Source organism: Ruegeria sp. CDSB136 (assembly GCF_059610965.1).
The window spans coordinates 1-26,455 of sequence record NZ_JBXWOP010000032.1 but is presented as its reverse complement, the minus strand read 5'-3'; the positions used below and the strand labels follow the sequence as shown (position 1 = coordinate 26,455).

22 protein-coding genes and 3 pseudogenes are annotated in these 26,455 nt (G+C 53.5%); 10 read left to right on the top strand and 15 right to left on the bottom strand.

Annotated features, from left to right (window positions below; translation table 11 throughout):
- Positions 1-495: cation:proton antiporter (locus AC2FIR_RS22905; protein ID WP_496763283.1), on the top strand; the 495-nt coding region annotated here is incomplete at its 5' end.
- Positions 496-510: 15 nt separating this feature from the next.
- On the opposite strand, the gene AC2FIR_RS22900 is transcribed toward AC2FIR_RS22905, so the two are convergent.
- Together AC2FIR_RS22900 and AC2FIR_RS22895 are read right to left on the bottom strand one after the other, a co-directional pair.
- Positions 511-918: a c-type cytochrome gene (locus tag AC2FIR_RS22900; protein WP_170617554.1), complete on the bottom strand. Its 408-nt coding sequence runs from the start codon at positions 916-918 to the stop codon at positions 511-513.
- A gap of 84 nt (positions 919-1,002) precedes the next feature.
- Positions 1,003-1,230: pseudogene (locus tag AC2FIR_RS22895) on the bottom strand (integrase core domain-containing protein); the annotation flags it as partial.
- Positions 1,231-2,107: 877 nt separating this feature from the next.
- Between AC2FIR_RS22895 and AC2FIR_RS22890 the strand changes: the two are divergent.
- Positions 2,108-2,797, top strand: coding sequence for a DUF6629 family protein (locus AC2FIR_RS22890; protein ID WP_496748124.1), 690 nt, complete (start codon positions 2,108-2,110; stop codon positions 2,795-2,797).
- Positions 2,798-3,156: 359 nt separating this feature from the next.
- Here the strand turns inward: AC2FIR_RS22890 and AC2FIR_RS22885 are convergent, their stop codons facing one another.
- Both AC2FIR_RS22885 and AC2FIR_RS22880 read right to left on the bottom strand, forming a co-directional pair.
- Entirely contained in the window at positions 3,157-4,140 is a 984-nt protein-coding gene (locus AC2FIR_RS22885) for a zinc-dependent alcohol dehydrogenase family protein (protein WP_496716958.1), read from the bottom strand.
- Positions 4,141-4,247: 107 nt separating this feature from the next.
- The gene (locus AC2FIR_RS22880) at positions 4,248-4,775 is read right to left on the bottom strand and encodes a universal stress protein (protein ID WP_170680650.1); all 528 of its coding nucleotides are present in this window, start codon (positions 4,773-4,775) and stop codon (positions 4,248-4,250) included.
- A 345-nt stretch (positions 4,776-5,120) separates the two neighbouring features.
- On the opposite strand from AC2FIR_RS22880, the gene ftsH reads away from it, so the two are divergent.
- The 3 genes from ftsH to AC2FIR_RS22865 all read left to right on the top strand — a co-directional run bounded on the left by ftsH (position 5,121) and on the right by AC2FIR_RS22865 (position 10,035).
- Positions 5,121-7,034 carry an ATP-dependent zinc metalloprotease FtsH gene (ftsH, locus tag AC2FIR_RS22875; protein ID WP_496748126.1) on the top strand — a complete coding sequence of 638 codons (1,914 nt, stop codon included), beginning with the start codon at positions 5,121-5,123 and terminating at the stop codon, positions 7,032-7,034.
- Positions 7,035-7,442: 408 nt separating this feature from the next.
- On the top strand, positions 7,443-8,987 hold the full coding sequence (locus tag AC2FIR_RS22870; RefSeq protein WP_496763281.1) for a GH3 family acyl-acid amido synthetase: 1,545 nt from the start codon (positions 7,443-7,445) through the stop codon (positions 8,985-8,987).
- A complete protein-coding gene (locus tag AC2FIR_RS22865; RefSeq protein WP_480909342.1) occupies positions 8,977-10,035 on the top strand; it encodes a hypothetical protein in 1,059 nt (352 codons plus the stop codon). The genes AC2FIR_RS22870 and AC2FIR_RS22865 overlap by 11 nt, the downstream gene beginning before the upstream one ends.
- Before the next feature lie 4 nt (positions 10,036-10,039).
- Here AC2FIR_RS22865 and AC2FIR_RS22860 read toward each other — a convergent pair whose 3' ends face one another.
- Complete coding sequence (locus AC2FIR_RS22860; protein WP_480909344.1) at positions 10,040-10,822, bottom strand: SDR family NAD(P)-dependent oxidoreductase; 783 nt, start codon at positions 10,820-10,822, stop codon at positions 10,040-10,042.
- Between the two features lie 12 nt (positions 10,823-10,834).
- Positions 10,835-12,100, bottom strand: coding sequence for an aminotransferase class I/II-fold pyridoxal phosphate-dependent enzyme (locus AC2FIR_RS22855; protein WP_496716959.1), 1,266 nt, complete (start codon positions 12,098-12,100; stop codon positions 10,835-10,837).
- Here AC2FIR_RS22855 and AC2FIR_RS22850 point away from each other — a divergent pair.
- The gene (locus AC2FIR_RS22850) at positions 12,018-13,250 is read left to right on the top strand and encodes an AMP-binding protein (protein ID WP_496747991.1); all 1,233 of its coding nucleotides are present in this window, start codon (positions 12,018-12,020) and stop codon (positions 13,248-13,250) included. The two genes, AC2FIR_RS22855 and AC2FIR_RS22850, sit on opposite strands and share 83 nt — an antisense overlap.
- Positions 13,251-13,266: 16 nt before the next feature.
- Entirely contained in the window at positions 13,267-14,784 is a 1,518-nt protein-coding gene (locus tag AC2FIR_RS22845; RefSeq protein ID WP_496747993.1) for a bifunctional aminoglycoside phosphotransferase/ATP-binding protein, read from the top strand.
- 116 nt (positions 14,785-14,900) lie between these two features.
- On the opposite strand, the gene AC2FIR_RS22840 is transcribed toward AC2FIR_RS22845, so the two are convergent.
- On the bottom strand, positions 14,901-15,167 hold the full coding sequence (locus AC2FIR_RS22840; protein ID WP_496747996.1) for an Hsp20/alpha crystallin family protein: 267 nt from the start codon (positions 15,165-15,167) through the stop codon (positions 14,901-14,903).
- 52 nt (positions 15,168-15,219) lie between these two features.
- Between AC2FIR_RS22840 and AC2FIR_RS22835 the strand changes: the two are divergent.
- Positions 15,220-15,467, top strand: a pseudogene (locus AC2FIR_RS22835) (IS3 family transposase); the annotation flags it as partial.
- A gap of 232 nt (positions 15,468-15,699) precedes the next feature.
- Here AC2FIR_RS22835 and AC2FIR_RS22830 read toward each other — a convergent pair.
- The 6 genes from AC2FIR_RS22830 to AC2FIR_RS22805 form a co-directional block, all read right to left on the bottom strand.
- The gene (locus tag AC2FIR_RS22830; protein ID WP_496747998.1) at positions 15,700-16,833 is read right to left on the bottom strand and encodes a Gfo/Idh/MocA family protein; all 1,134 of its coding nucleotides are present in this window, start codon (positions 16,831-16,833) and stop codon (positions 15,700-15,702) included.
- Between the two features lie 11 nt (positions 16,834-16,844).
- Positions 16,845-17,585, bottom strand: a complete 741-nt coding sequence (locus tag AC2FIR_RS22825; RefSeq protein WP_170387240.1) for a sugar phosphate isomerase/epimerase family protein — start codon at positions 17,583-17,585, stop codon at positions 16,845-16,847.
- A gap of 52 nt (positions 17,586-17,637) precedes the next feature.
- Positions 17,638-18,714, bottom strand: a complete 1,077-nt coding sequence (locus tag AC2FIR_RS22820; RefSeq protein WP_170620711.1) for an ABC transporter ATP-binding protein — start codon at positions 18,712-18,714, stop codon at positions 17,638-17,640.
- Between the two features lie 6 nt (positions 18,715-18,720).
- A complete protein-coding gene (locus tag AC2FIR_RS22815; protein WP_170387236.1) occupies positions 18,721-19,626 on the bottom strand; it encodes a carbohydrate ABC transporter permease in 906 nt (301 codons plus the stop codon).
- Complete coding sequence (locus AC2FIR_RS22810) at positions 19,619-20,512, bottom strand: carbohydrate ABC transporter permease (RefSeq protein ID WP_170387234.1); 894 nt, start codon at positions 20,510-20,512, stop codon at positions 19,619-19,621. The genes AC2FIR_RS22815 and AC2FIR_RS22810 overlap by 8 nt, the downstream gene beginning before the upstream one ends.
- Positions 20,513-20,581: 69 nt before the next feature.
- Positions 20,582-21,808 (bottom strand): ABC transporter substrate-binding protein, encoded by a 1,227-nt coding sequence (locus tag AC2FIR_RS22805; protein WP_170387233.1) that lies wholly within the window; start codon positions 21,806-21,808, stop codon positions 20,582-20,584.
- Between the two features lie 170 nt (positions 21,809-21,978).
- On the opposite strand from AC2FIR_RS22805, the gene AC2FIR_RS22800 reads away from it, so the two are divergent.
- Complete coding sequence (locus AC2FIR_RS22800; protein WP_496748002.1) at positions 21,979-23,040, top strand: LacI family transcriptional regulator; 1,062 nt, start codon at positions 21,979-21,981, stop codon at positions 23,038-23,040.
- Positions 23,041-23,151: 111 nt separating this feature from the next.
- Here AC2FIR_RS22800 and AC2FIR_RS22795 read toward each other — a convergent pair.
- Both AC2FIR_RS22795 and AC2FIR_RS22790 read right to left on the bottom strand, forming a co-directional pair.
- A pseudogene (locus AC2FIR_RS22795) lies at positions 23,152-24,117 on the bottom strand (IS3 family transposase); the annotation flags it as partial.
- Between the two features lie 56 nt (positions 24,118-24,173).
- Entirely contained in the window at positions 24,174-25,052 is an 879-nt protein-coding gene (locus AC2FIR_RS22790) for a tyrosine-type recombinase/integrase (RefSeq protein ID WP_480521402.1), read from the bottom strand.
- A 538-nt stretch (positions 25,053-25,590) separates the two neighbouring features.
- On the opposite strand from AC2FIR_RS22790, the gene AC2FIR_RS22785 reads away from it, so the two are divergent.
- Positions 25,591-26,142 (top strand): EF-hand domain-containing protein, encoded by a 552-nt coding sequence (locus AC2FIR_RS22785; protein ID WP_496748004.1) that lies wholly within the window; start codon positions 25,591-25,593, stop codon positions 26,140-26,142.
- The last annotated feature ends 313 nt before the right edge of the window (positions 26,143-26,455 follow it).

The window sequence follows — 26,455 nt, the reverse complement described above, 5'->3', positions numbered from 1 at the left end:
GGCATAGTCTTTCTGACAGCGGGCCTCGCGCTTTGGCTGGAGGTTTCATTCTTGGTAGCAGGCATGGTTGCGGGCGCGGTTATCGGAAATCTTGCGCGCCATCACGACCGTGCTTTTCATGAGATCGAGCACATTCAGTGGCCGTTCATGATTCTGTTCTTTCTGCTGGCTGGCGCCACGTTGGACATTGAAGCCTTCGGCTTGATGGGCTGGGCTGGTGCACTTTTTCTGTTTTTGCGCGCCGTGGCCCGCCTGGTCGGAGGTTACTGCGGAGCAAGACTTGGCGGCCTGCCTCGCCGTGAGACCCGCTGGTACGGTCCCGCTTTGTTGCCACAGGCCGGTGTTGCGGTCGGAATGGCCCTTGTAGCTGGAGAGCAATTTCCGCATTGGGCCGCGTCGATCATGGCCATTACTCTGGCCAGTACTGTGGCCTTCGAGGTGTTGGGGCCGCCGTTGACTCTCATGTCGATCAGACGCACGGCGGATACCGACTAGCGGATTGGTCAGCGCCTATTCAGACTGGATCGATTCAAGAAAAGCGAGCAAATTCGCCAACGGCAGGCCAACCATCATAGATTGCCCATTGGGCAAAGCCACCGCGATTTGCTGGTCTGTCTCGAACACCGCGCCAAAGATTGGCATTTCGCCCCCATGAGCGAGCAATTGTGAACGACCATCAATCTGTTCAGCTATGCGAACTATCGGAAACACACCGTCGTTTTCGCCCGCCAATTTGGTAAGGTCGGGTGTTCGAATAGCCAACATTTCGGCCATTGGCCCGTCTCCGGTCGCTTCGAAACCGTGACATTGCCAGCAATACGTCCGGTACAAATCACTTCCCTCACTGAGGCGGACCTCCTGCGCTAGTGCAGGCCCCGTGACTAACAGTGCCAGTAAAATCCCTCGATAAACCTGCATATTCTCCTCCTGTCCGTCGTCAGGGATTTTGGGACAGATGGCCGGCTGAGCTAAGAGAGGATCTGGCGCATCTGTTTGGTTTGATTATGCGGCGGATTTGCGGTGAAGCAAGCGCTGGGTTTCGATTGTCTTCCGTTTGATCCTTTCTCGTTGTTTCAGAATGGTGTGGCCGCGCTCGAAGTAGACATCGGCCGGGGTGAGGTTTTGCAGGCTCTCATGATTGCGCCGGTGGTTGTAGTGATCGACGAAAGCATCGATCTGCTGCCTGAGATCACCGGGCAGGTAGTAGTTTTCCAGCAAGATACGGTTCTCTCGACATGCCGACGTGCGGGAATGAGTTATTGTGGGCCAATGGTACTCGCGGAAATGGCACGACTTGAGCGCGATCGCGATGTCCAGCTGAAGTTATTGCAGGAAGGTGAGCATGTGTTAGAGCTTGGCTCGATGAGCCGCAATCATTTCTGGTTCAGACGCCTTGCGATCGAAGTTGCCATAGCCGGACGCGACCCCACAGAGGCGAGCCGGCACGCTGAAGCATTGGCAGATTTCACTCGCGCTCAGCCTCTCCCGTGGACCGACCAATACATATTGTTGGGTCAAAAATTCGCTCAGGAACACTCTTAGGCTGGTTGCGTTCTGAGAGGGCAATCTCGCGCCCACTAGCACCAGCGGTTGAGGCTGAAAAGCCGTCCATGTTCCCGATTTTCATGCGATTGCAACTTGTCCTTTCTGCCGCGAACAGCGGATTGTTTCCCACCACGACCTAAAGGGTTCAGGTCGAGCGATTGATGGAACCGCTGAATGGGTTTGTGAGCTTTGCAAAGGTATCAACAGAAAAGCGACGCCCAGCCAACCGCACACATAGTCGAATGCACCAACACTACTCAAGCAGGTTAAAATACGAGTATCGTCATTCCTTGATACGTCGGAAGAAAACAAAAAGACACTTAACTTTTTAACCAACTTCTTCGCAGACCCGGTCGCTGAGATCGTCAACACTGAACAACCAACATTCCGCTGGTTGGTCCGATTTGATTGGTCCGAATTTACCTGGCAGCACCGGTTCCTAAATGGTTGGCCAGACAACACACAATGCGCCCTTTAGGCGGCACAACGCAGTACTTCGAAATGAAAAGTGTTCTTTGCTTCAACGACTTCAGCTATGTAAAACGGTGGAGGTGGTTTAAGCATGTGTTTCTCATCACAAGCCAGTTTTGTAGCCGGTGCAGCGATCATTGCCTGCAGTGGTCTTACGATACGTTTGGCGTTGCAAATGGGCGAACGATTTCTTCCGCTAGCCAGCTTTCCACTTTTCTTTGGGATTCAGCAATTGTCCGAAGGCTTCTTGTGGGTGTCCATTGACGACCCGTCGGCGAGCCCTTCTTCGGCAGCTGCGTTGACGTTTCTCTTCTTTTCCTATTTATTTTGGCCGTTTTGGGTTCCGCTGTCCGCGGCTTTGATTGAATGTGACCGGCGTCGCAGGTTGATATTCCAAGGGATTTGCGGAATTGGTTTTTGCCTTGGCTTGTTGCTCTACTTGCCAGTGTTGTTGTCACCAGCAAATCTAGATATTGGCCTCGCTCAACACTCCATTCAATATGAAAACATTGAAACGTTCCCGTCCGAGATTACAAGGAACTTTGCACGTGTTTTTTACGCTTTGGTGATCTGCGTTCCGCTTGTGGGATCGAGCGATAAAGGCTTACGAGGTTTCGGGTATCTAATTGTCGTTTCCGTTGCTTTGGGGTTCTTCTTTGCTTCTCATGCCTTCACGTCAATTTGGTGCTTCGTTGCGGCTGGTTTGTCTGCCTATATCTACTTCGTTCTAAAGTTTCACTACTGGGAGGTAGACGGCTTAGGTGGGCCCGCCGAAGGTTGAGGGACATTTTGAAAAATGCGTTTAAGTGCGGGCACGGGGCTTTCGAAGGTTTAGCGCTTGAATAAGCGATTTCCTTTCAACGGTTTCAATATTATCCCCCAGATCACTTGTCTCACCGTGATGCCGTACGTTTGGTTCCCGATATCGCTTCGAAACGTCGAGGTCTTTCTTCAAGAGCTTGGCATCGAACTTTGCAGTGAAACTGTCCGCTTCCGGTAGAACCGTTGTGGAACGATGTTTGCGATAGAAATCCGGAGAAAATGGGTTCAGGAAATGAGCATTGCACGGCAGTTCTCGCTGACTGCTTCGCCTGTTCCGGAACTCAGGCTATTCACATCGCACAAATGCAGGCAGAACGTCTAAGGTACAAGCACCGCTGCTCCTTGCAGCTTGCCTTCCCGAAGGTGATCAAGCGCGTCGTTTGCTTTCTCAAGAGGATAAGGAATTACTTCCGTCCGAACACTTGCAGCTTCAGCAAGAGTAAAAAATTCTCTGCCATCCTGACGCGTAAGGTTTGCGACGGAGGCTATTGATCGCTCTTCCCAAAGATCGGCGTACGGGAAACTTGGAATATCGCTCATGTGGATTCCCCCACAAATAACACGGCCTCCCTTGCGCACAGACTTTAACGAAGCAGGCACCAAAGCTCCGACTGGAGCGAAAACTATAGCGGCATCCAATGGTGATGGTGACGTCTCCGAAGAGCCTCCTGCCCAACTTGCACCAAGGTTTCGCGCAAAATTTTGCGCGGCTATATCGCTATCTCGAGTAAAGGCGAAAACTTCAATACCCTGATGTTTCGCAATCTGGCAAAGAATGTGTGCGGCGGCGCCGAAACCATAGATGCCCAGTGTCTGGACCTTGCCTGCGAGTTTTAAACTTCGGTAGCCGATTAAGCCCGCACATAAAAGAGGTGCCAGGGAAACGGGGTCAGCTTTTTCGGACAATGGGAAAACAAACTTGGCATCAGCGACACAGTACTCGGCGTATCCTCCATTGATCGTATAGCCAGTAAACCCGGGGTGATCGCACAGATTTTCCCGTCCTTCGAGGCAATAAGAGCAATTCCCACACGTACGCCCGAGCCAGGGCACACCAACGCGCTGCCCTTCTTGGTACCCTTCGACATTGGTCCCCAATCTTTCGATGCAGCCAACGATCTCGTGCCCAGGGATAAGCGGGAGCTTTGGTTCAGAAAGATCGCCGTCAATAACGTGCAAGTCGGTTCGACACACGCCACATGCCAGAACTTTGATAAGCACCTGGTTGGCGGCGGGTTTCGGGGTCGGAACATTTCTGAGTTCCAGTCTTGAGACGGCATTGCCAAAAACCATTGCTCGCATACTTTTTTTCCTCTGGATCTCCTTTGTTGCTGACATTGACGCTGCGCATTGCAGAAATTCTGAATGCGTCGGTACCACAGAATAGTATCCGGTCCGTTTGCTTTATTTTAGCGTACGGTAATCACCGTGCAGTCTGCACGCTGATTGACTTTTTGCGAAACGCTGCCTTGAAAGATCCGTTGAACCCGGCCCAAGCCGCGGTGGCCTATAACTATTGTGTCTGCACCGATTTCACTGGCCATTTTTAGGATGCCTTCATCGTAATCCCCATTGTTTACCCGTGTCGAAACGCTCTTCGCGCCTGCATCCTTCGCGCGTCGCGCCGCTCCATCAACGATTTTCTCGCCAATCACTGTGATGATACGCTCTCTGTCTGCGCGTGACAGGGGGCCCGAAAATACCGCGTCAATATTGGATGGAATGTCGCCCAAATGAAGCTTCACATCGCTTTTGACTTGCTGAACCAAGTGCTCGACCTCAGTCATGCGGCCCAATTCTTCAATGCGAGCGCCATGTTGAAGAACATGGCCGATAGTCATTGGCACATCCAGTCTGAGCGCTAGGTCTGTAGCGAATTCAACGGCACGATCAGCTGTTTCAGAGCCGTCAGTTGCGACCAAGATATTCGAAATCATGGTTTCCCCTCCGTTTTGAAAGGCCAAGACTGACGGGTATCAGAGGAAGATGCATTGATGCAGGTCAATAGACTCAGTGAACTCGAAACTTGCGATTTCCGCCGTTGCCAACCTTTTGATCGAGGTTCGAGTGGTGTTGAAGCCTGGAGGTTTGCCGTGAAAAGCGGTTTGTTCAAACGCATGTAACTTCAGCTAAATCTGCAATTGGTTTTGCTAAGATAATGCAAAGTTGACTATTATTTGATTGGGCCTTGATCAAGGATGCATAGTCTGTGTGGTTGGTAGCGGGTCTGAGGTTGTGCTGTCTTCGGACGCAAGTACCAGTCTGTTTGAAAGATTTCGCTTATGCCACAAGAGCCAACTAAAGATCCCGGCAATGGGCCAAAATGGCCAGAGTGGATTTATTATGTTGCGCTTGTTGCCACGATGGGAACTTTAATTGTCGCAAGTTTCTTTGCGCCGCCTACCGAACTGACCGCTACGACGATTTCATATAGCGGCGTGAAAGAGATCATTCGTGCGGGACGGGTTCGTTCAGCAGAATTAAGTGATCACAGCATAACGGTTCGCGCTACCTCTGCAAACGGGGATGATGAGCAAGCTTTCCGGGCCGTTGTGCCAAGCCAGAGCGACCCGGATTTGTTGGCGCTGCTGGAAGATAACGGTGTTGATGTTACTGCGATTGAACCATCTGGAACCTCGGTCTTCGTCTATCTTATTCCGTGGATATTTATCCTGGCCCTGTATTTCTGGTTTCAAAGACGAATGACGGGCGGGATAGCCGGCGGTCCGGGAGGTATTTCTGGTGGTCTACTAAGCGGTCGTTTCTCAAAACCAAACGAAGCTGGAAGAAAGGTAACCTTCGAAGATGTCGCGGGGCAGGATCAGGCTAAGCGCGAAGTAATAGAGTTAGTAGAGTTTTTACGCGACCCAGAGCGTTTTGCCCGTGTCGGCGCTGAGGTCCCACATGGGGTTTTGCTTGTTGGCCCCCCGGGGACGGGCAAAACGCTTCTGGCCAAAGCCCTTGCCGGCGAGGCCGACGTACCATTCTTTTCGACATCTGGTTCCGAGTTTATTGAGATTTTCGTCGGCGTTGGCGCAGGAAGGGTGCGTAAACTCTTTGAAGAGGCGCGTAAGGCCGCTCCCTCTATTATTTTTATCGATGAGTTGGACAGCGTCGGACGTACTCGTGGAACAGGGCTTGGCGGTGGTCATGATGAACGGGAGCAGACACTGAACCAGATACTTGCCGAGCTTGATGGATTTAGTGGCCGAGAATCTGTTGTTGTGCTGGCGGCGACCAATCGGCCAGATGTGCTGGACCCAGCCTTACTCCGGCCTGGCCGTTTCGACCGCCATGTAACACTGAACTTGCCTGAGAAAGATGCCCGGCGGGCTATTCTTGACATACATGCAAGAAAACTGCCGCTTGAAGATACTGGCGACCTGGGTTGGATCGCGGCAGGAACGCCGGGGTTCTCGGGGGCTGACCTGAAAAACTTGCTTAATGAGGCCGCAATCGGAGCAGCGCGGCGAAGAGCTGATCTGATTTCTCGCAACGACCTTGATGAAGCGCGTGACAAAGTGATGATGGGGACTGTCCGCACTCTTGCGATACGACCCGAAGAAAGGCACCGTCTTGCCGTGCACGAGGCTGGCCACACCGCCGTTTGCTATTTCACGCCAGAAGCTGACCCCTTGTACAAAGTGACGATTATTCCGCGAGGTCACGCGCTTGGGGGGACACACTCATTGCCGGAAGCAGAGCGTCATACCCTTAGTGAAACGTTTCTCAGAGATCAGATTGTTGCTTTGCTTGCGGGGCGAGCGGCAGAGCAACTGTTCCTGGGAACGGTCAGTTCCGGCGCTGACGACGACATCCGACGGGCTACCGAAACCGCCAGAAGTATGGTGACAAGGTGGGGGATGACCGAAGAACTCGGCCCAATCGACCTGAGGCAAAGCGACGACCACCCATTTCTGGGACGTACAATCGCGCAGCCGACGAACATAGCTGATACAACGGCAGCACAAGTAGACCGGGCAGTTATGAAAATGCTCATTGACGCCGAAGCCAGAGCAATTTCCACTCTCGAAGAGCACAAGCCCGAGGTCGAGACGTTGATTGCAGCGCTTGAAAAAAATGAAACTCTGGACTTCTCTGAAATTCAGGCCTGCCTGGATCCAGAACGTACAATTGAGCAGCCGCAGCAAACTCGGAGTTCGGTGACCAATATACCGGCGGTTCCGCAGAACTGATACCAAGATTATCAACTACTGTGTTCGCTGGCCACGCAGCAAATGTTCAACTTCTTTGGTTCAGTGCAGACAGCAAAGTCAGGCCAACGGTGCTTGAGCCAAATCAATGTGGCGCGCCAGTTGAACAGCTACGGTTCTCAAGTTGGGAGGCCAAAAAGATTTCGATAGAATATGCCGAAATCTGTCAGCGGTAGCGCAGGCCGAGACCAACGTATTCGTGGAAAACGGACATTTTGCTGTACAAGGCGCCGCGCTATGCGAATTTTACAACGGAGAGTCTAGCCGACAGTCAATGGCAAGTGTGAAACACTGGAGAAGTAATCGTTTTCGCAAATTAACCTTGTGAACTGGGCAGCCTAGGCGATGAACAAACCTCAACCGACACGAGCAATTAGCCGATCCAGTCGCATGATCGACTTCAGCCCATTGGCTCGTCGGTACGCGAAGGCTAGGGTTTGGAGTTTGAATCGACAGAACCCCTCTGTTGTTCAATCGACGCTGTTGACTAGGCTTGTTCGCCGCGCGTCTAAAACGAAGTTCGGACAAGCCCATGGCTTTGACCAAATCTCCAAACTCAGAGACTACCAGCAGCGAGTGCCTATCCGCCAATACGTCGAGTTCTGGCAGGAGTGGTGGCAGGCAAGATACCCCGATCTCATCGACCAAACTTGGCCGGGGCGAATTCCGCATTTTGCAATGACCTCGGGGACAACAACGGGTCGCTCCAAATACATTCCATATTCGACCGAGATGCGGCGTTCTGCGGCGCGCGGATTTCTAGATCTTTTGTGTCACCACTTTGTTAATCGACCGGGCAGCAGGGTGCTGGGGGGCTCTGTACTTGGTTTGACCGGCCCAACTGACTTGCAGCACGCCACTCCAGAGGTGGATGTGGGTACCGTCAGTGCCATCACTGCCGGTGCAATGCCAAACTGGTTTGAGGGTCGAGTGTTGCCAACCCCCGATATTGCCGGGATCGCAGATTGGGAGGAAAAGATCCGCCGTCTGGCACCCCTATCTTTGCAGAGAGATGTGCGTTTTTTGGGGGGGTCACCAAACTGGTTGCTTATCTTTTTGGACGAACTCGCAAAAGATCGGGACACTTCGGGAGTAAAACTAGTCGATTGGTATCCAAACCTGGAGCTTATCGTTCACGGTGGCGTAAATTTCGCTCCGTACCGGCAGCGGTTTGTGGCGCTGATGCAGGGAGGCCACGCAGAAACACGAGAGATGTACTCTGCCAGCGAGGGCGTATTTGCCTACGCCGACCGAGGCGACGGGGAGGGTATGCGCCTGCACCTGAATGGTCATGTGTTTTTTGAGTTTATTCCGGCGGAACAGCTCCATTCCAAAAATCCCGAACGGTACTGGGTTGGAAATATTGAAACCGGAGTTGATTACGCCTTGGCAATTTCGACAGCCGCCGGACTGTGGTCGTATATTGTAGGGGATATTGTGCGCTTCTTGGATCTCTCGCCACCGCGCTTGTTGGTGGTCGGGCGAGTGGAAAACGGGCTGTCCGTCTTCGGTGAACATCTGATTGAAGCGGAAATCGCGGAGGCAGTAGCTGTGGCCGCATCGAACACAGGACTCTCCGTTGTCGACTATAGCGTGGGCACAGTCTGCGAAGATCAGCGCAATCGCCATCTCTATCTCGTCGAAGTAGAGGGAGAACCTCATCCGAATGCTGCGGAAACGTTCGCTTCAAAAGTCGACAAAGTCTTGTGCAGCCGAAATGAAGATTATTCCGAGTTACGTGCAAGAGGTCTCGCTCTTACAGCACCAGTGGTGAATTTCGTTTCCTCGGGAGGGTTCCTCAGATGGATGAAATCTCGTCGTGGCTTGGGCGGTCAATATAAGGTTCCCAGGATCGTGACAGATGCCAGTTTGTTCGATGACATGCGCAAGGCGATTTTGAGCCAGTCAAACGAAGGTCAAACTCATGACGGTTGAGGTGATTTGGCAAGACCCCAGCTTACTCAGACTGATCACGCGATCGGATGAACCTTCGGAGGCAACCGTTGAATTGCTCGGACATACAGTCTGGGGGAGCCGATCCACCAAATACCGCATTATTGATGTCCCAAATAAGTTGGCTCGGTTGCGCGACCCAAGTTTTTTCGTTTTGTCTGATGCCGGGCAAGAGCTTTGCGTTTTCGTTCTGGATAAGTGTCTGAAATTGTTAGCGGGGAAAAGGTGCCATGGTTTCCACTTTGTAATGGCCTCGACTAGGCCTGATAGACAGCACGAGGGACTTGCAGGGCAGCTGATTGAGCATGTTCGGAATTATTGCACCTCGACCGTCGGGACACCGGGGTTTGGATTTGCCTATGTCGAAGAAACGACTGAATACTCGCTCCACCTATCGGATCAGATTGGTCATACGGTTGAGGCCAACATACCTCTGGCTCTTTTTTCGCGGTTTTTTCCGCGCAAGGATCCAAAAGTGGGCATGGTCCGTCCCGAGGAAGCGGAACAGGTTTTGGCCGAGTTGGAGCAGGCTTATCAAGACCACGAATTGACCGACTTCCGCTCTTCATTCAAATCGGATGAGTGTTTTGCTGTAAGAGAAGGAGACGCGATAATAGCGCTTGCTCAGGCAGAACTGTTGAGGTGGTCGATCGTCTCGATGCCCGGAATCCAAGGGGCATTTTTTCTTAGGATTCTCCCATATTTGCCTGGGCTAAATAGCGTTTTCTGTTTGCAGGATCTTAGGGTCGTCAGATTTGGAAATCTGGTCGTGAAAGAGGGACAGGAAGCGGTGTTCTTTAAGCTATTGGAAGCCTGCTTGCATCATTACCAAGCCAAGATTGGCCTGATAATGCTTGATGAACGAAGCGGCGTTTTACGTCGCATTCAAGAATGCGGAAAAATGGGCCTCTTATCTCATGCCATGTCAGGCTCAGCTAAATTGAGGATCGACGTAGTCGGAATGGGCGAGGATATGATCGCGAAGTTGCGAAACGGTCCTGTAATGGTGAGTGCTGGTGACGTCTTCTGATTGGTCACTCGCCAACTATCTTGCGTCCCAGCGAACCGGGTATGATCTTGAAGAACAATGCCACAGCCTTATTGAAAAAACCCGGGATACAGATTGGTTGGTTTTTTTCTACGGCGCGTATCGCGGTAACCGCGACATCATTCGGCTCGCTCCACATCCACTTTGGGATCGTGACGGATTCTACTGTTCCACCTGCTGCGGCCTGAAATCCCGTGCGTGTGAAGCCGGGGCACACAGCAGTAACGTGCACGCCGCTTGGTTTCATTTCCGCCCGCAATGCGATTGAGAACTGAGCAAGGTACGATTTCAAAGGGTAGTACAGTGTTCCTCCTGCGTGAGGTGGAACAAATGCCGCCAGCGAGGATACGTTTATGATCCGCCCTGATCTTTTTTCCTGCATTGCAGGAGCAATAAGATAGCATAGTCGCACTGGAGCCGCGCCCATGACTTCGATGGTTTCTCGATGCCTGTCCCATTCCACCTCACACAGATTTCCAGGAACGCCGAACCCGGCATTGTTCACAAGGATGTCCACTTGGATGTTTTGCTCAATCAGATAATCGAACAAACTTTGAGGCGTCTCAGGGATAGCAAGGTCTCCAACCCAAACTTGGACGTCTATTCCGTATTTTGATCGCAGTTGTGACGCCAACAATTGTAGGGGATCATTCCGACGTGCGACGATGAGTAAATTGACGCCTTCGGATGCGTATTCTTCCGCAAATGCCCGCCCAATCCCCGAAGATGCTCCTGTAATGAGCGCCGTTCTGTTGTCTAGCGGATCCAACGTCACGCGCTCCTAAAGATTCAGGGTCTCACGCATTTCGGCAAGACAGCCCAGCAGGAAGTCAATCTGCTCGCGTTCGTGTTGACAGGTCATTACAAACCTGATGCGAGCCTGGCCGAGCGCAACAGCGGGGTAACGAGCATGTGGTGCGACGATACCGCGATGTCTAAGCAGGCGGGTAACCTCGGCCGCTTTTAGTTCGTCGCCAATCAAGGTTGGGACAATGTGTGCTTCGCTGCCAAGAGTTTCATACCCACGGGATTCCACTTCACGTCTGAAGTAAAATGCATTCTCAAGCGCTTTTTCGCGTCTCCAGGGCTCGCGTTCAGCAATGTCGATAGCTTCGGTTACCCCGGCCGCGATGGCTGGCGGCAATGGTGCGGAGAAGATGTATGTCCGTGCAGAAATACGCAAAAAGTCGATTACTTCCTGATCCCCGGAAACATATCCACCAACGCCTCCAAAAGCCTTTGTAAATGTACCCATTTGCAAGTCCACGTCGGTTGAAGCGACCCCGTGGTGTTCTAGGCTACCCCGACCATTAGCCCCGAGCATGCCGACCCCGTGTGCGTCATCGATCATCAGCATGGCGTTATGCTCGCGAGCCAAATCAGCCATCGTCGGGATTGGTGCTATGTCTCCATCCATGCTAAACACACCGTCGCTTACGATAAATTTGGATGGCATTTTCGACTCGCCAATTGCCTCAGCGAGGTGTTTCATATTCTTGTGTGGGAACCTGCTGATCTTCGCCTTTGCGAGGCGTACACCGTCTACGACGCTTGCGTGGTTCAGTTCTTCACTAAATACCTCCCAACCAACGGCGTCATTTTCTCCAAGCTTGTCTTGGCCGGGATGGCCAAGATGGGTCTCGGCCAAAGACTGGAGAAAGTCTACTTTCATAAGCGCTGGGATCACCCCGACGTTAGCCATGTACCCTGCCGCAAAACAAATAGCGTCTGCTTGGCCAACGAATTCGGCTATACGCTGCTCAAGCGCTCTATGAACATCGATGTTCGCTGCCATCTGTCGTGATCCACCGGAACCCAGCCCATAGCGCTCCAACGCTTTCTGGGCAGTTGCTTTGACATCTGGGTGGTTCGAAAGGCCAAGAAGGTTGTTGGAGCAAAACAGCAGATGATCTCGACCGTCGACCCATATCACAGGCTCGGTCGTCGCGCTGTTTACGATAGGGTTGTTTGGGTACAGCCCTGAGTTTTGCACGAGTTTCGTCAAAGACTTTATTCGTGCGGCTGGTGAAGAAGCAGTTCCTGCCATCAGTCGAACCTTTCTTTCCAAGCCTCGAATTGTTGAGCAACTCAAGACGCACTCCGACAGGTTAACCCGCCCAACGTTGATTGAAATTGATTTGAATCATGGAGGTTTTGAACGCGATCTCAGAAGATGGAACATGTTTGAGAATTCGCCAACCAGCGGGGCGGATGTAGCGCTGTGCCAGACGATTCCCGAAGCGTTCGAAGCAAGGGTCAACGATACGCCCGATAGCCCCGCCTATATTCAATTCGTGAACGGTGCCTGGCAGACACTGACTTGGCGCATGGTGAATGAACGGGTTGTCAAACGCCGTGCAGCCTTCGCGCAAGCTGATTTGCGCGCCGGGGATCGGATCGGGATTTTCCTACCGAACTGTGTCGATTGGATAGTCACTGATCTGGCGGCCATGAGCGAGGGGTTGGTAGCTGTTCCGGTCTACACGCGGGATAGTGTTGCCAATATTTGCCACGTTCTGCGCGACAGCGGTGCAGTTTTATGTGTGACCGACAGTATCGATAGATGGGAAGATTTGGGGTCTGAACGTAAGTCTTTGACCGTATTGAAACAAGTTTGGCTGGTCAGTGGGGAAGGGCCGAATAAAGGTCGAGCGATGGTTTGCCCCGACATAGAGATCGGAAGTTACAAAGAAGATCGAGGTGAATTTGGTTCGCCAGATGATTTGGCGACACTTATTTACACCTCCGGCACTACGGGGCCTCCTAAGGGTGTGATGCTATCTTACAAAGCGCTCCTCTGGAACGCGGCGACTGTGGGCGAAATCAATCCAATTTCCGAAAAGGACTTATTCCTGTCCGTCCTTCCTTTGGCCCACGCATTCGAGAGAACCCTGGGCTATATCTGTCCCATGCTTGCGAACAGCCCGGTGGCTTTCGCGCGCTCCATTCAAGACTTGGCTGAAGACATGCGGGCTCTGCATCCGACCGTCATGCTTGCGGTGCCGAGACTCTTCGAGAGAGTCCATGACAAAGTGATTTCGGAAGCAGAAGGTTCGGTAATAGCCAGCACGCTGTTAGCTTGGACAGAGGCAATCGGCTGGCGCCGTCGGCAAGTTGTTGAAAATAAACTGCCGCCTCCTTCTTTTGTGGCTAACCTTTATTGGACCCTGATCGGTAGCCGAAAAAGACTTTTCTAGGTCGCCGGAGGCAAAGATGATTGTTGAAGACCAAAGCGAAGTGGTGGCTTTCCTTTCGGACCCAGCCACGTACGGCATCAATGAGAAAATCGACGTTATCGAAACACATATATCAATCGTATTTCTCGCCGGAGATCGAGCATACAAGCTCAAGAAGGCGGTCTATTTGCCTTATGCAGACTTCTCAACTTCTGAAATTCGGTCAGAGGCATGCGCAAAGGAGTTGCAACTTAACAAAATCACTTCGCCTGAAATCTATCTCGGCGTACGGCACATTACTCGAAGCGGTTCAGTGTTGAATTTGGACGGGCAGGGCGAGTTTGTTGACGCAGTTGTTGAGATGGTACGCTTCGATCAAGATGCAATTCTGGACAAAATGGCTGTGCGGGGAGAGTTGACCTCCAACGCAATGAGTGTCCTGGCCAAGACGATCGCCAAAGCTCATCAGTTGGCAAAAAAAGTCCAAGCCAATGGGCGTGAAAATATCGAAGCCGTCCTGGAAATTAATCATGCGGGGTTTCAGCAAAGTTCGGTGTTTTCCAAGGCTGAAGTTGACCTAATTGACGGGGCTTTTCACGCGGACTTGAAGCAGAGGGCACCTATCCTCGACAAACGCGCCGCGCGTGGTTGCGTTAGACTGTGCCATGGCGACCTTCATCTTCGAAACATTTGCCTCTTCGGCGGTCGCCCGAGACTCTTCGACTGTATCGATTTCAATGACCAACTGGCGACTGTTGACGTTCTTTACGATCTCGCCTTCCTAGCTATGGACCTTTGGCACAGGGATTTACGACAGTTCGCGAACCTCGTCGTAAATCACTATCTAGATATTACAGAGGAAGAAGACGGTTACCCTTGTTTGCCGTTTTTTATTGCTCTTCGAGCAGCGGTCCGAGCGCATGTCCTTGCGACCCAATCCGAAGACCCACACATCGAAGACGCAAACGCCAAGCGGCAAGAAGCCCGCAGTTACTACGAGCTGGCAATGTCTCTCTTTTGTGCCTCAAAGCCGCGCTTGGTCGCGATCGGCGGGTTTAGTGGTAGCGGCAAGTCGACTATGTCGATTGCAATTGCTCCTGCCATCGGATCTGCACCGGGCGCAAGAGTGATAGAAAGTGACAAGACCCGCAAAGCAATGTTCGGGTGCGATCCACACACCAAGTTACCGGATCATGCCTATGAGCCTGAGGTTTCGGATAGAGTTTATGGTTCAATGGCGCAGAGAGCCGGCTCACTTTTGAGCGGTGGGAGCGCGGTGGTGGTCGACGCCGTTTACGATCGCCCAGGCCGAAGGGAGGAAGTCGAACAGGTCGCGCGGGAAGCTTGTGTTCGCTTCGACGGCATCTGGTTAACCGCGGCGCCGGGAGAACTCAAACGACGCGTTCAAACACGGCCTCAATCAGCTTCTGATGCGACTCCGAGAGTGCTTGAAAGGCAGTTGCAAAAGCACTTGGGTCCGATTGATTGGAACCATATTAAGACCTCTTGTACGATAGAAGAAACGCGGTTGAAGATTTTGAAAACGTTGGCCTGAAATTGTCAGAAGAACTTGGCTAGAGGCGGAGCAGGGGGCTTTCGTAGCCTCAGCTTATGAATAAAAGATCGCCATTAAAGTACTACAAAACCAGCCCCGAGATCATTCGGCTGGCCCTAGGATCTGCGGATCTGCACCTTGGTATCTTCCGACTTTGCCAGTGTGTCCTTAGGAATATTGATGGTCAGCACTCCATCCTTCAGGTGTGCATCGACACTGTCGGCATCCGCGTCCGGCGGCAGCCGAAAAGACCGGCTGAAAGAGCCATACTGCCTCTCGGAGAAGAACCATGTCTCACCTTTCTCTTCGCGCTTGGTTTGCTTTTCGCCCTTCAGCATTACAACACCTTCATGAACACTCAAGTCGATGTCTTCTTCAGCCACCCCTGGCAGTTCGACGCTGATACGGTAAGTGTCATCCGAACCTGACGCCTCCGATGCAGGGGCCAACCTGTGCCGTCGTGAGGGCATCGCGCAGAGCCTTTATTACAGCTGGTCCAAGGAATTCCTGGAAGCCGGCAAGAAACGTCTGGCGGGCGACACGGCCCGTGCGGCAACTTCCACCGAAGTGAAGGATCTGAGACGGGAAGCCCGTGATCTAAAGGAAGTTGTTGCCGAACAGGCCTTGGAGCTGCGTTTGCTCAAAAAAAGCATGATCGCGGGTGGGGACGACGAGGAATGAGATAGCGTCTGCATCCACCCCATCCGCAAGGCAGAAATTCACAGAATGTACCCGAATGACCGTTCCGAGCCCGAAGCAGCCCGTTCAAAGTGTCGCGAGAAGCGCACTACGGACAAAGGGCCAAACAAGTAAATCAACACTCAGCGGAAAGCTTCCACAATCGTAGGGACTAGCACCTGATGGTCGGCGCGCGGGAAGCTGCTGACTTTGCGTCTATCGCGCAAATTGTGGTTTTCACCGCATTAGTTGGACTGCTTGTTCGGGGCCAAGCCAAGATGGTTGGTCGCAGGTCGTCGTCATGGATGCCCAGCCGCGATCCTGCGCTGAGGCCAAAATGCTGGTCATGACTTCAACAACATGGGTCGCCATCTCAAGGCTGCACCGGTGTGGACGGTTTTCCTGAATAGCCTGAGCCATTTCCGCGAGGCCTGCGCAACGATAGTTGGCACGGTGCACCCCGGATCCATCCGAACCATTTGCTACAGATAATGGATGATTGTTGTCTGGTACTTGTGTGATTTCGCCCTGCGCCTTTGACATCAACACCTCGCCACCAAAAAAATTTGGGTCCGGAATGAACAAAGAGCCGCTGGTGCCGTATAACTCCATATTGTCGTGGCGATGCGCCCAGACGTCCCAACTTGCCCCAAATGTGATCAAAGCGCCGTTTTCGAACTCCAGGAGCGCGTGAACGTTTGTTGGGATCTCGACCGGAACCATTTCACCCAATCGTGGTCCATTGCCGATCTCGCGTTCAGCAAAGCTTGCCGAAGCCATGGCCGTCACGGCTTTAACCGGGCCAATCAACTGCACAAGATTGGAGATGTAGTAAGGGCCGAGGTCGAGGATTGGGCCGCCGCCTGGTTGAAAAAAGAAGTCCGGGTTCGGGTGCCAGGACTCCATTCCATGCGACATGACATGGCATGTGCCGCCGATGATCTCGCCCACCTCGCCGCTGTCGATTGCCGCACGGGCCGCCTGATGGGCACCGCCCAGGAAAGTGTCCGGCGCTGATCCGATCCGCAGATTTCGTTCTTGCGCCATTTTCCGCAGTGTTTCAGCTTCCTCAAGGGTCAATACAAACGGTTTTTCCGAATAGGCGTGCTTGCCATTTTCGAGGATCGACGTTGTGACACTGAAATGCGCGGCTGGAATCGTGAGATTGAGGATGATGTCGATATCGTCGGCTGCCAGCAGACCTTCGACCGTATCCGCGCGGACGCCGAACTCTTGAGCCCGGTTCTGCGCGGTTTCCATGTTCAGGTCCGCGACTGCCCGGATTTCAATATAGTTGAACAAAGGCGCAAGATTCAGATAGGCGGTCGAGATGTTGCCGCACCCGATTATTCCGACACCATATACCTGCATCGCGTTCTTCCTCAGAATGATTGAACAGTTGCGAGTGACCGTTGAGCCATCCGCTTGTGATCATTGGGATTGTCGTGCTCGATCACGTAACGTCGCACGAGAGCAGCATCCATCGCCCGCTTGATCGCAGGCCAGTCCATCGTGCCATAGCCAACATCTGCCCAGCCGTCTTCGTCCGCGTTTTCTCCTACCGGAGCGATGTCCTTCACGTGTACTGCGACCAGCCGTCCTGAGTATTTTTCAATCCATTGGACTGGGTCCTCGCCGCTGAATTTTACCCAAGCGAGATCAAGTTCGATCTGGATATCCTCTGAGGCCGCGGCAATCAGATCTAGAGGTGTCTGACCGTCGACGGGCACCATTTCGAAGTCGTGGTTATGCCAGGCAAAGCCAAGACCTGCGTTCAAGACAGGTTTGCTAGCAGAAACAAGACGCTCGCCAAATTCCTTCCACCCCTGCGCCGAGGATGGACGATTTTCGGGTGCCACAAACGGGATGACAATTGTTTGAATGCCGATTTTTTTTGCAACGTCGATCACACGATCAGGGTCGGTTTCGACCAAATCCAAGGCAAAATGTGCCGTCGGCATGGTCAGGCCATAGGCGTCGAGCAGGGATTTTGTCTTTTCAACATCATCAAAGTATGGACCGAAACCTTCGACCTCATTGATCCCCAGATCCGCGAGCATGGCAAAGGTTTCCTCCACGTCCCAGTTGCGCGAAGAATAAAGCTGATAGGAGATGGCAGGCATAACTCAATCCTTTGATTGTCTGACTGTTTCAATGATGGCGGACGCTTTTGGCTCACAGCCGCAGTTCGGATTTGGTGTCGAAGAGCGAGGCCTTTGATAGATCGAGCCCGAGCTGCAGTTTTTCGCCCACCGCGATCTTGGCCTGCCCATCCATACGGACGCGGAACGGGCTACCGGCAATTTCGCAGTCGACGAGTGTATCTGATCCTGTAGGCTCGATAAGGCTGACCGAAACATCTGTCTGGAAAGGGGCTTTGCCGACCAGTTCGCCGGTGATGACGTGTTCGGGACGGATCCCCAAAGTCGCAGGACCTGTCGCCGGGCCAGCGGAGAATTCGTACCCCGATAGTGGGATCGAAAGGTTGCCCGTTTCAAAAGCGCCGTCTTTGATGTGGCCTTCCAGAAAGTTCATTGACGGTGATCCAATGAAGTCAGCCACGTATTTGTTTACAGGGCGACCATAGATTTCTTCCGGTGATGCCAGTTGCATGATCTGACCGCCGCGCATAATCGCAATACGATCCGCAAGCGTCATTGCTTCGATTTGGTCGTGGGTTACGTAGATCATCGTATTTCCGAGGTTCTGGTGCAAACGCTTGATCTCGACACGCAGGTCCGCGCGCAATTTGGCATCCAGATTCGACAGCGGCTCATCGAACAAAAAAACGTCGACGTCCCGCACCAATGCGCGCCCTATGGCAACTCGTTGACGCTGGCCTCCCGACAGAGCGGCCGGTTTGCGTTTAAGCAAGGATTCGATTTGCAGGATCTCTGCGGCACGTTTGATGCGGGCTGCTATTTCGGCTTTAGGCAGCTTGGCGTTTTTCAGACCAAATGACAGGTTTCCCTCGACCGTCATTTGAGGATAGAGCGCATAGGATTGAAAAACCATGCCGATACCGCGCTCGGAAGGCTCCGCCCATGTCACGTTCTCGTCGTTGATAAAGAGCTGACCTGCGGTCACGTCAAGCAGGCCGGCGATACAGTTTAACAGCGTGGATTTTCCGCAACCGGACGAGCCGAGAAGCACTAGAAACTCGCCTTTGCCAATTTCCAGATTGAGGTTTTGCAGCACTTTGACCGAACCGAACGCCAGATCAAGATTTTTGATTTCAACTGAGTTGCTCATGAGGGTTTACCCTTTGACAGCGCCGGCCGCGATACCGCGGACGAAGAGTTTGCCGGAGACAAAATAGATGGTCAGCGGAACAAGACCTGTAATTATTGTCGCGGCCATATTGACGTTGTATTCCTTCACGCCTTGCGTGGAATTGACGATGTTATTGAGTTGTACTGTCATCGGGTAAGTATCCGGGCCGGTGTAGACTACGCCAAACAGGAAGTCATTCCAGATGCCTGTGACCTGCAGTATCACGGCGACGGTGAAAATGGGCACAGACATCGGCAGCATGATGCGGAAGTAGATGCGCCAGAACCCAGCGCCATCGACGCGAGCGGCTTTGAACAACTCTTCCGGCAACGAGGTAAAGTAGTTGCGGAACAGCAGGGTCAGAATGGGCATGCCAAAAATCGTGTGGACAATGACCAACCCGGTGAGTGATCCATAAAGACCGACTTCTCGCAACATGATGACGATCGGATAGAGCATCACCTGATAGGGAATGAAGGCGCCAAATATCAGGATGGTGAAGAATGCGTTTGCACCTTTGAAACGCCAGTTCGCCAAGGCATACCCGTTCACCGATGCGACGACGATCGAAATTAGGACTGAAGGGATTGTTATTCTGACTGAATTCCAGAAGCCGACCTTCAAGCCTTCACAGTTCAAGCCCGTACAGGCTTCGGACCAAGCCTTGACCCAGGGCTCGAATGTGACTTCGAGCGGCGGGGCAAAAATGTTCCCGACGCGTATTTCCGGCATTCCCTTCAGTGACGTGACGACCATGATGTAGAGGGGCAGCGCGTAGTAGAGTGCAGCGACGAGCAAGGTACCATAGAGAAAGATGTTTCTCCGCGAAAGCATCTTGGTGGGTTTGGGCCCCTGCGGCCCCTCGAGCGTCGTAGACATGACATCAACCATGTTTCTTCCCTCCTCCGAACTCGAGGATGGCCCAAGGGATGACGACAAGGGCCACTGTGAGCAGCATCATGGTCGAGGCAGCGAAGCCCTGACCAAGGTTGCTTGCGCCAAACATCATGTCGTAGACGTATTTGGCGGGAACTTCGGTGGCGATACCGGGGCCGCCGCTGGTTTGCGCGACGATCAAGTCATATAGCTTGACGATGCCGGTTACTGTCAGAACCAATGTCGTAATAAACACCGGGCGCATCATGGGAATGACGATGAAAAGATAAGTCTTCCATGCGGGAATGCCGTCCACGCGTGCGGCTTTCCAGACATCCTGATCTATCCCGCGCAATCCGGCGAGCATGAGGACCATAACCAGCCCGCTGCCTTGCCAGAGCCCGGCAATCAGGACACCGAATATGGCGATTTCCGGGTTGTAAAGCGGGTCGAATTCGAAGCTTTGCCACCCCATTCCCCTGACGATGGCTTCGATGCCGAATTCAGGGTTCAGTATCCATTGCCAAACCAACCCTGTGACGACAAAACTCAGGGCATAGGGGTAAAGGATGACGGTGCGGATGGTGTTTTCAAAACGTATTTTCTGATCGATCAGCGCCGCGAGGATGAACCCGATCACGAACACCAGAGCGAGCATACAAAAGCCATAAATTGCAAGATTCTCGATCGCAACCAGCCACTTTTTCGTACCCCAGAGGCGGTCGTATTGATCAAGGCCAACCCAATTCAGCCGCGGCAGCAATCCCGAACTGGTGAAGCTGTAAACCACTGTCCAGGCTGTCCCACCAACGAACACAAACAGAGCGGTAACGATCATGGGGATCGAGGCTATTTTTGCGTTCAGGTTGCGGAACAGTTGGTTTGGGCGTTGCGAAGCCATCTGCTCCCCCTCCCTTCAACTGTTGGTGTCGGATTGCGGGCAAGTGAGCCCGCAATCCACTGTCAGTGTTTATTCAGCCCGACCGATGATCTTGACGAATTCTTTCTGCGCATCTTCGGGTGTCATCGACGCATCCGCAAAGAACTCTGTGAACAGCGTTTTCAGCTGATCGTTGGTGTCTGGCGTGATCAACTGGTTCACGTCGGGCAACAGCGCGCCCGCCTTGAGCAAATCGAGGCCTTTCGCCATGCAGTCATTGGCCGCGTCCAGGTTTACGTCACCGCGCACAGGGAGCGACCCCTTCTTGAGGTTGAAGGCCACTTGCGTTTCGGGATCGAGCATCAGTTTAGCCAGCTCTGTTTGCGCGGCGATCTGGGCTTCATCCGAGAGAACAGGGAAGTAGAACGCATCTCCGCCTGTTGAAAGACGCGGATTCATGCCCAGCCCAGGAAGGCAACTGTAATCCTCGCCAGCGGTAACGTTTGCGACTGCCATTTCACCCTGCGCCCAGTCCCCCATGATCTGGCCACCGGCTTCGCCTTTGATGACCAGCGCAGTCGCGTCGTTCCAATTCTGAACCGTTGAGTTGGCGGCCATTGACCGCGCATCGGCAGCAGCTTTGAAGACGCTGGCGACTTCGGCACCACCAGCAACATCCGTATTCTTGTCACCGTATACGCTGTTATAAACTTCACTTGGCAAGAGGCTTGCGATCAGAACACTGAACGCACCGGCCTGCTGCCAGCCCTGCTGACCCATGGCCATGGGGATCTTGCCCGCGGCTTCGAGCGCGGAGGCCGAGCCTACGAATTCAGTCCAATTTGTCGGGATGGGAACACCTGCATCTTCGTATGCCTTGTGGCTGACCCAGAGCCACTGCCAGGAGTGAATGTTGACAGGCGCGCAGTAGATGCGGCCATCAACAGTGCAGGAAGCCAGTAGAGAAGGTGGGTTTACCAGATCGGTCCAGCCTTCTGCTTCGGCAATGTCGGTGATGTCACGGAGCAGGCCCGCTTCGATCAGCTCTTCAGCCTGCCTGCCATGATTGAACTGAAACGCGCCCATCGGATCTCCGCCAACAATACGGCTTATCATGACCGGCCTTGCGTTGTCGCCGCCCGCGATGGCTGCATCGACCCAGGTGTTGCCTGTTGCGTTGAACGCGTTCGCGATTTCCTTGACCGCCTCGGCCTCACCGCCCGACGTCCACCAGTGCATCACTTCCAATTCAGTTGCCGACGCGCTTGTCGCCACAACAAGCGCTGTTGCCGAGAGCAGATATTTTATCCGTTTCATGCCATCCTCCCTTACTATAACGTTATAGTAAAAATCTATATCGTTACAGAAATGCCTTGCAAGCATTTTTTTTGACTCGCTATAAGTCCATCTGAGTACTGCCGAAGCCGGTCGCGATGGAAGTACACATCTTGCGCAAGTTGCCAACTATTGGTGAACGGAGAGGGTCGATGAAGAAAACGGTGGCCGAAGTCAGTAAATTAAGTACTGAAGAGTTGGTCTCTCAAGTTCTGCCGGGAGAGCGACCGACGCAGAAAACCATTTCGCGCATCAGTGGCTTAGCGGTGGCCACAGTTTCGCGCGCGTTGGGCGATGCACCGGACATAGGACAAGAGACAAAACAGCTTGTTCGCCACGTTGCGGATGCCATCGGCTACGTTCCGAACCGCGCTGGAGTGCGTCTAAGAACCGGACGTACAAATGTTATTTCACTTGTTGTTCCCGCCGAGGGCGACGTCATCAACAACACATCAAGATTGACCAGTTCGATTGCGCAGGAACTGCGTGGCACAAGGTTTCATCTCAACGTGCTGCCTTGGTTCCCCGACGAAGATTCGCTGCGGCCCATCGAGTATATCGTCAAGACACGCTCTGCTGATGCCGTCATCTTCAACATGACCGAACCCGAAGACCGGCGCGTCGAATACCTGCTTAAGCACAACTTCCCTTTTGCAACGCATGGACGGACAAAATGGTGCGAGCGGCACGCCTACTACGACTATGACAACAGCGCTTTCATGCGTGTGGCGATCAACCGTTTGGCTGCAAGAGGTCGGGAAAACATCCATGCGATCCTGCCACCGCTAAATCAGAACTATTCGCAGGATATGAAGCGCGGGCTGGAAGAAGCCTGCAGCAGGTTGGGCTTGAGTTACCGCATCGCTCAAAACGTTGACAGCGATCAGTCCTCGGACCAGCTCCGGCACTGGATAAAACACAGGCTAAAGAACTCGTCGGAAGTTGATGCAATCGTCAGTTCGTCATCTAAAACAGCGATTGCGGCAATCGTTGCGATTGAACAGATGGGGCGCAAGCTCGGCGAGGATATCGACGTGTATTCAAAAGAAGTAATCCCCGTCCTGAAAATGTTCCGTGAGAATATTGTCGTCGAGTTCGAGGATGTCAGTGACGCTGGCCGGTTTCTAGCCAAAGCCGTTTTGCAGTTGTTACTGGAACCCGAGAAAAAGCCCATGCAGCACCTCGAAATTCCCGTTGACCGAATGCGACATTGAGTGAAACCCTCTGTTGCCGCGACGCAGAGCTCCAGAGTGTCCGTTGTCAGGGGTTTTGGGACAGATGGCGCTCTGATCTAAGAGAGGATGTGGCCCATCCGATTGGTCTGATTATGCGGCGGATTTGCGGTGAAGCAAGCGCCTGGTTTCGATTGTCTTCTGTTTGATCCTTTCTCGTTGTTTTAGAATGGTCTGTCCGCGTCCGAAGTAGACATCAGCGGGCGTGAGGTTTTGTAAGCCTTCGTGGTAGCGCCGGTGATTGTAGTGGTCGACGAAAGCACCGATCTGCTGCTGAAGGTCGCCGGGCAGATAGTAGTTCTCCAATAAGATGCGGTTCTTGAGAGTCTGGTGCCAGCGCTCGATCTTGCCTTGGGTCTGTGGGTGATATGGCGCGCCTCGGACATGATCCATTTTCTGATCTTCCAGCCATTCGGAAAGCTCACCAGAGATGTAGCTGGACCCGTTGTCGCTGAGCAGGCGTGGTTTGTGCAGCACGGTTGCCTGATCACAGCCCGACGCCTGTAGTGCCAGGTCCAGCGTGTCGGTCACATCCTCGGTCTTCATCGTCGCACACAGCTTCCAGGCGATGATGTATCGGCTGTAGTCGTCCAGGATCGTGCTGAGATAGAACCATCCCCAGCCGATCACCTTCAGATAGGTAAAGTCGGTCTGCCAGAGCTGGTTCGGCCGTGTCGTCTTGTCCTGGAACTCATCCGCAGCGGACAAAACCACATAGGCTGGGCTGGTGATCAGATCGTAGGACTTGAGGATGCGGTAGACCGAAGCCTCTGACACAAAGTACTTTTCTGTGTCGGTGAAGCGAACAGCCAACTCACGCGGGGAAAGCTCACTTTCCTTCAGAGCCAGATCCTTGATCTTCTCGCGCATTGGCATGGGAATACGGTTCCAGACCCGTGACGGCCTGGGACAGCAATCCTCAAGCGCTTCGGGACCACCGGCCAGATACCGGTTGTACCAGCGATAGAAGGTGGTCTTCGGGATGCCCAGTTTGTCCAGCGTGCGTCTGGTTGGAAGGTGCGATCCCTCCACCAGTCGGATGATCTCAAGCTTCTCGGATGGGCGCGAAAGATGTCAGCGATCTCAAGCCGCGGGCGGGGCACCACCCTGGTCCGCTACTCCCGGCTTCGATCCTGCAGCTTGGCCAGCGTCTCGTAGGGGCTCGCCGTGTCACGGATCAGCTTCGTGGCGACATGTGTGTAGCGCTCCGTTGTTTCGAGTTTGGCATGCCCGAGCAGGACCTGGATCACCCGCACATCCGTACCGGCCTCCAGAAGGTGCGTCGCGAAGCTATGCCGCAGCGTGTGCAGCGTGCTGCCCGGCTTCTTGATCCCCGCGATGTGCTTTGCCGAGCTGAAGGCGCGGTGGAGTTGGCGCGACGAGAGGGGGTTGATCTTGGGCTTGCCCGGAAACAACCAGCCCTCAGGCCGCGCCTCGCGCCAATACTCGCGCAGCAGGTTCAGCAATCCCGGCGACAGCATGACCTTCCGGTCCTTCCGCCCCTTGCCCTGTTCGACATGAATCAGCATCCGGTCGCTGTCGATATCGCTGACCTTGAGATTGCAGACTTCCGAGGCCCTGAGCCCGGCACCATAGGAGATGCTCAGCGCCGCCCGGTACTTCAGCCCCGGTCCTGGCGCGACCCGCAGCAGTGCCGCTACTTCCTCGGCGCTGAACACCACGGGGAGCTTGCGCGGCTGGGTGCGGAACTGCATGTGCCGCTTCATCTCGCCCCGCCCGCAGGTCGTCTCGAAGAAGAACCTCAGCGCAATGATGCGGGCGTTGTAGGTCGGCGGCGTGACACCGCAGTCGGTCATGTGAAGCTGGTAGGCGCGCAGATCGTCCGGCGTCGCGGTGTCCGGCGACCGTCCCAGAAACGCTGCGAAGTCCTTGATCGCCCGGATGTGCGACTTCTGAGACTTGTCACCCAGCCCCTTGATCCGCATGTCCTCGATCATCCGCTCGCGCAGCGGCGTTGTTCTCTCCTCCGCCATGGGAACCTCCTGTCTTTCGATTGAGAGGTCCCAATCGTCAGACAGCCGCGCCCATTCCCAAATGCACAGGGGTCAGATCAATGCAAAACGCCTGCCACAGGCTCCAATGCCGCGCGAGCGGCTTCGTCCCCGTCCCGCGAAGGAGACATTCAGTCGAATTTTGCGAAGGTCTGTACCGAGCCCTTTCACGACATTTGTTTGTCACGCGGTTTCCGCCTCGAAAGGCCGGAAAGTGTGAATTCGCCGCAGGTGCGCGATAAGAGTTGGTCAACGGCGACAGCCGACATTCAAATGGTGACGGATTGAAGATTCTTTCTGCGGTGTGGAAGGCGTCTCCGAACCCATCCGTTTCCAACGTTGCAATGCAGTAAGCGATGCGTACGGCCCATGGCACCGCTTATTTAGGCGATGAGAGATCTTGGCCTCCAACTGACTTGGAGGTGATTTGATGCTCGATGACTGATCCACATCAATGCGTTGCCAACTGGGCAGTGCCATATGTGATCCAACGCAACCATTTTGTGAGGATCACCTTGCTATGAACCATAAAACTCTTCTCGCAGCGACGGCCCTTGCCGCCACAGTTATCGGCGGTGCCTCTTTCGCAGAATCCCATCACGGGCACAAAGGTAAAACCGGATCTAATTGTCCGGCTGAAATGATGCAAAATGGCGGCCCTGATATGATGGGAACGATGAAACGGATGCATGGCGAAATGATGGGCGGTGGCATGATGGGCAATATTGGTCCTATGGGTGGCGACATGATGAAAATGTTTGACGCGGATGGCGACGGCACCGTGACAGCCAATGAAATGCGGACTCAGTTGCAGGCCAAGTTGATGGAATTTGACAGTGACGGTGATGGCGCGCTCTCAATTGCGGAATTCGAAACTCTTCACAGCGCAATGATCCGCGAAATGATGGTGGATAAGTTCCAGCACCTTGACGCGGACGGTGACGGTGCTGTTACGGGTGAAGAAATGACCGCACCAGCGGAAATGATGGATCGCATGGAGAAGATGCGCGCAAAAATGGGAATGATGAAAGGCCAGAAAGAGGATAACTGCGCCATGAAATCCGGCAACTAAGCGTTTCTGCGTCGGCGTGATGCCAGGACAGACATCGGTCCCGCCAACCTTCAAACCTCCCAAACACCAGTTTCAGCCAAAGCTCTGCACGAATGGCAACAATGCGAAAGCTGCACCGCAGTAAGAGCCGGCTCATCGAATGTCTCCTGTGGGCCGGGAGCACCAGTTCTGCTGACGAGCACAAAGGTCCGGAAAGTCCGCCAAGCGGTCTCTCAGACAGAACGCAGCGAACGGCTTGTGTGGATGGCTCCTTCCTAGCAAGACATTTTTGATCTGATTTGCGCATTTGTCAGAAGCAGTCATGTGTCCGGCC

Excerpts from the sequence above, each read along its gene's own strand:
- AC2FIR_RS22900 (WP_170617554.1), bottom strand. The coding sequence starts at position 918 with ATGCAGGTTTATCGAGGGATTTTACTGGCACTGTTAGTCACGGGGCCT.
- AC2FIR_RS22890 (WP_496748124.1), top strand. The coding sequence starts at position 2,108 with ATGTGTTTCTCATCACAAGCCAGTTTTGTAGCCGGTGCAGCGATCATT.
- AC2FIR_RS22885 (WP_496716958.1), bottom strand. The coding sequence starts at position 4,140 with ATGCGAGCAATGGTTTTTGGCAATGCCGTCTCAAGACTGGAACTCAGA.
- AC2FIR_RS22880 (WP_170680650.1), bottom strand. The coding sequence starts at position 4,775 with ATGATTTCGAATATCTTGGTCGCAACTGACGGCTCTGAAACAGCTGAT.
- ftsH (WP_496748126.1), top strand. The coding sequence starts at position 5,121 with ATGCCACAAGAGCCAACTAAAGATCCCGGCAATGGGCCAAAATGGCCA.
- AC2FIR_RS22870 (WP_496763281.1), top strand. The coding sequence starts at position 7,443 with ATGATCGACTTCAGCCCATTGGCTCGTCGGTACGCGAAGGCTAGGGTT.
- AC2FIR_RS22865 (WP_480909342.1), top strand. The coding sequence starts at position 8,977 with ATGACGGTTGAGGTGATTTGGCAAGACCCCAGCTTACTCAGACTGATC.
- AC2FIR_RS22855 (WP_496716959.1), bottom strand. The coding sequence starts at position 12,100 with ATGGCAGGAACTGCTTCTTCACCAGCCGCACGAATAAAGTCTTTGACG.
- AC2FIR_RS22845 (WP_496747993.1), top strand. The coding sequence starts at position 13,267 with ATGATTGTTGAAGACCAAAGCGAAGTGGTGGCTTTCCTTTCGGACCCA.
- AC2FIR_RS22830 (WP_496747998.1), bottom strand. The coding sequence starts at position 16,833 with ATGCAGGTATATGGTGTCGGAATAATCGGGTGCGGCAACATCTCGACC.
- AC2FIR_RS22825 (WP_170387240.1), bottom strand. The coding sequence starts at position 17,585 with ATGCCTGCCATCTCCTATCAGCTTTATTCTTCGCGCAACTGGGACGTG.
- AC2FIR_RS22820 (WP_170620711.1), bottom strand. The coding sequence starts at position 18,714 with ATGAGCAACTCAGTTGAAATCAAAAATCTTGATCTGGCGTTCGGTTCG.
- AC2FIR_RS22815 (WP_170387236.1), bottom strand. The coding sequence starts at position 19,626 with ATGGTTGATGTCATGTCTACGACGCTCGAGGGGCCGCAGGGGCCCAAA.
- AC2FIR_RS22810 (WP_170387234.1), bottom strand. The coding sequence starts at position 20,512 with ATGGCTTCGCAACGCCCAAACCAACTGTTCCGCAACCTGAACGCAAAA.
- AC2FIR_RS22805 (WP_170387233.1), bottom strand. The coding sequence starts at position 21,808 with ATGAAACGGATAAAATATCTGCTCTCGGCAACAGCGCTTGTTGTGGCG.
- AC2FIR_RS22800 (WP_496748002.1), top strand. The coding sequence starts at position 21,979 with ATGAAGAAAACGGTGGCCGAAGTCAGTAAATTAAGTACTGAAGAGTTG.
- AC2FIR_RS22790 (WP_480521402.1), bottom strand. The coding sequence starts at position 25,052 with ATGGCGGAGGAGAGAACAACGCCGCTGCGCGAGCGGATGATCGAGGAC.
- AC2FIR_RS22785 (WP_496748004.1), top strand. The coding sequence starts at position 25,591 with ATGAACCATAAAACTCTTCTCGCAGCGACGGCCCTTGCCGCCACAGTT.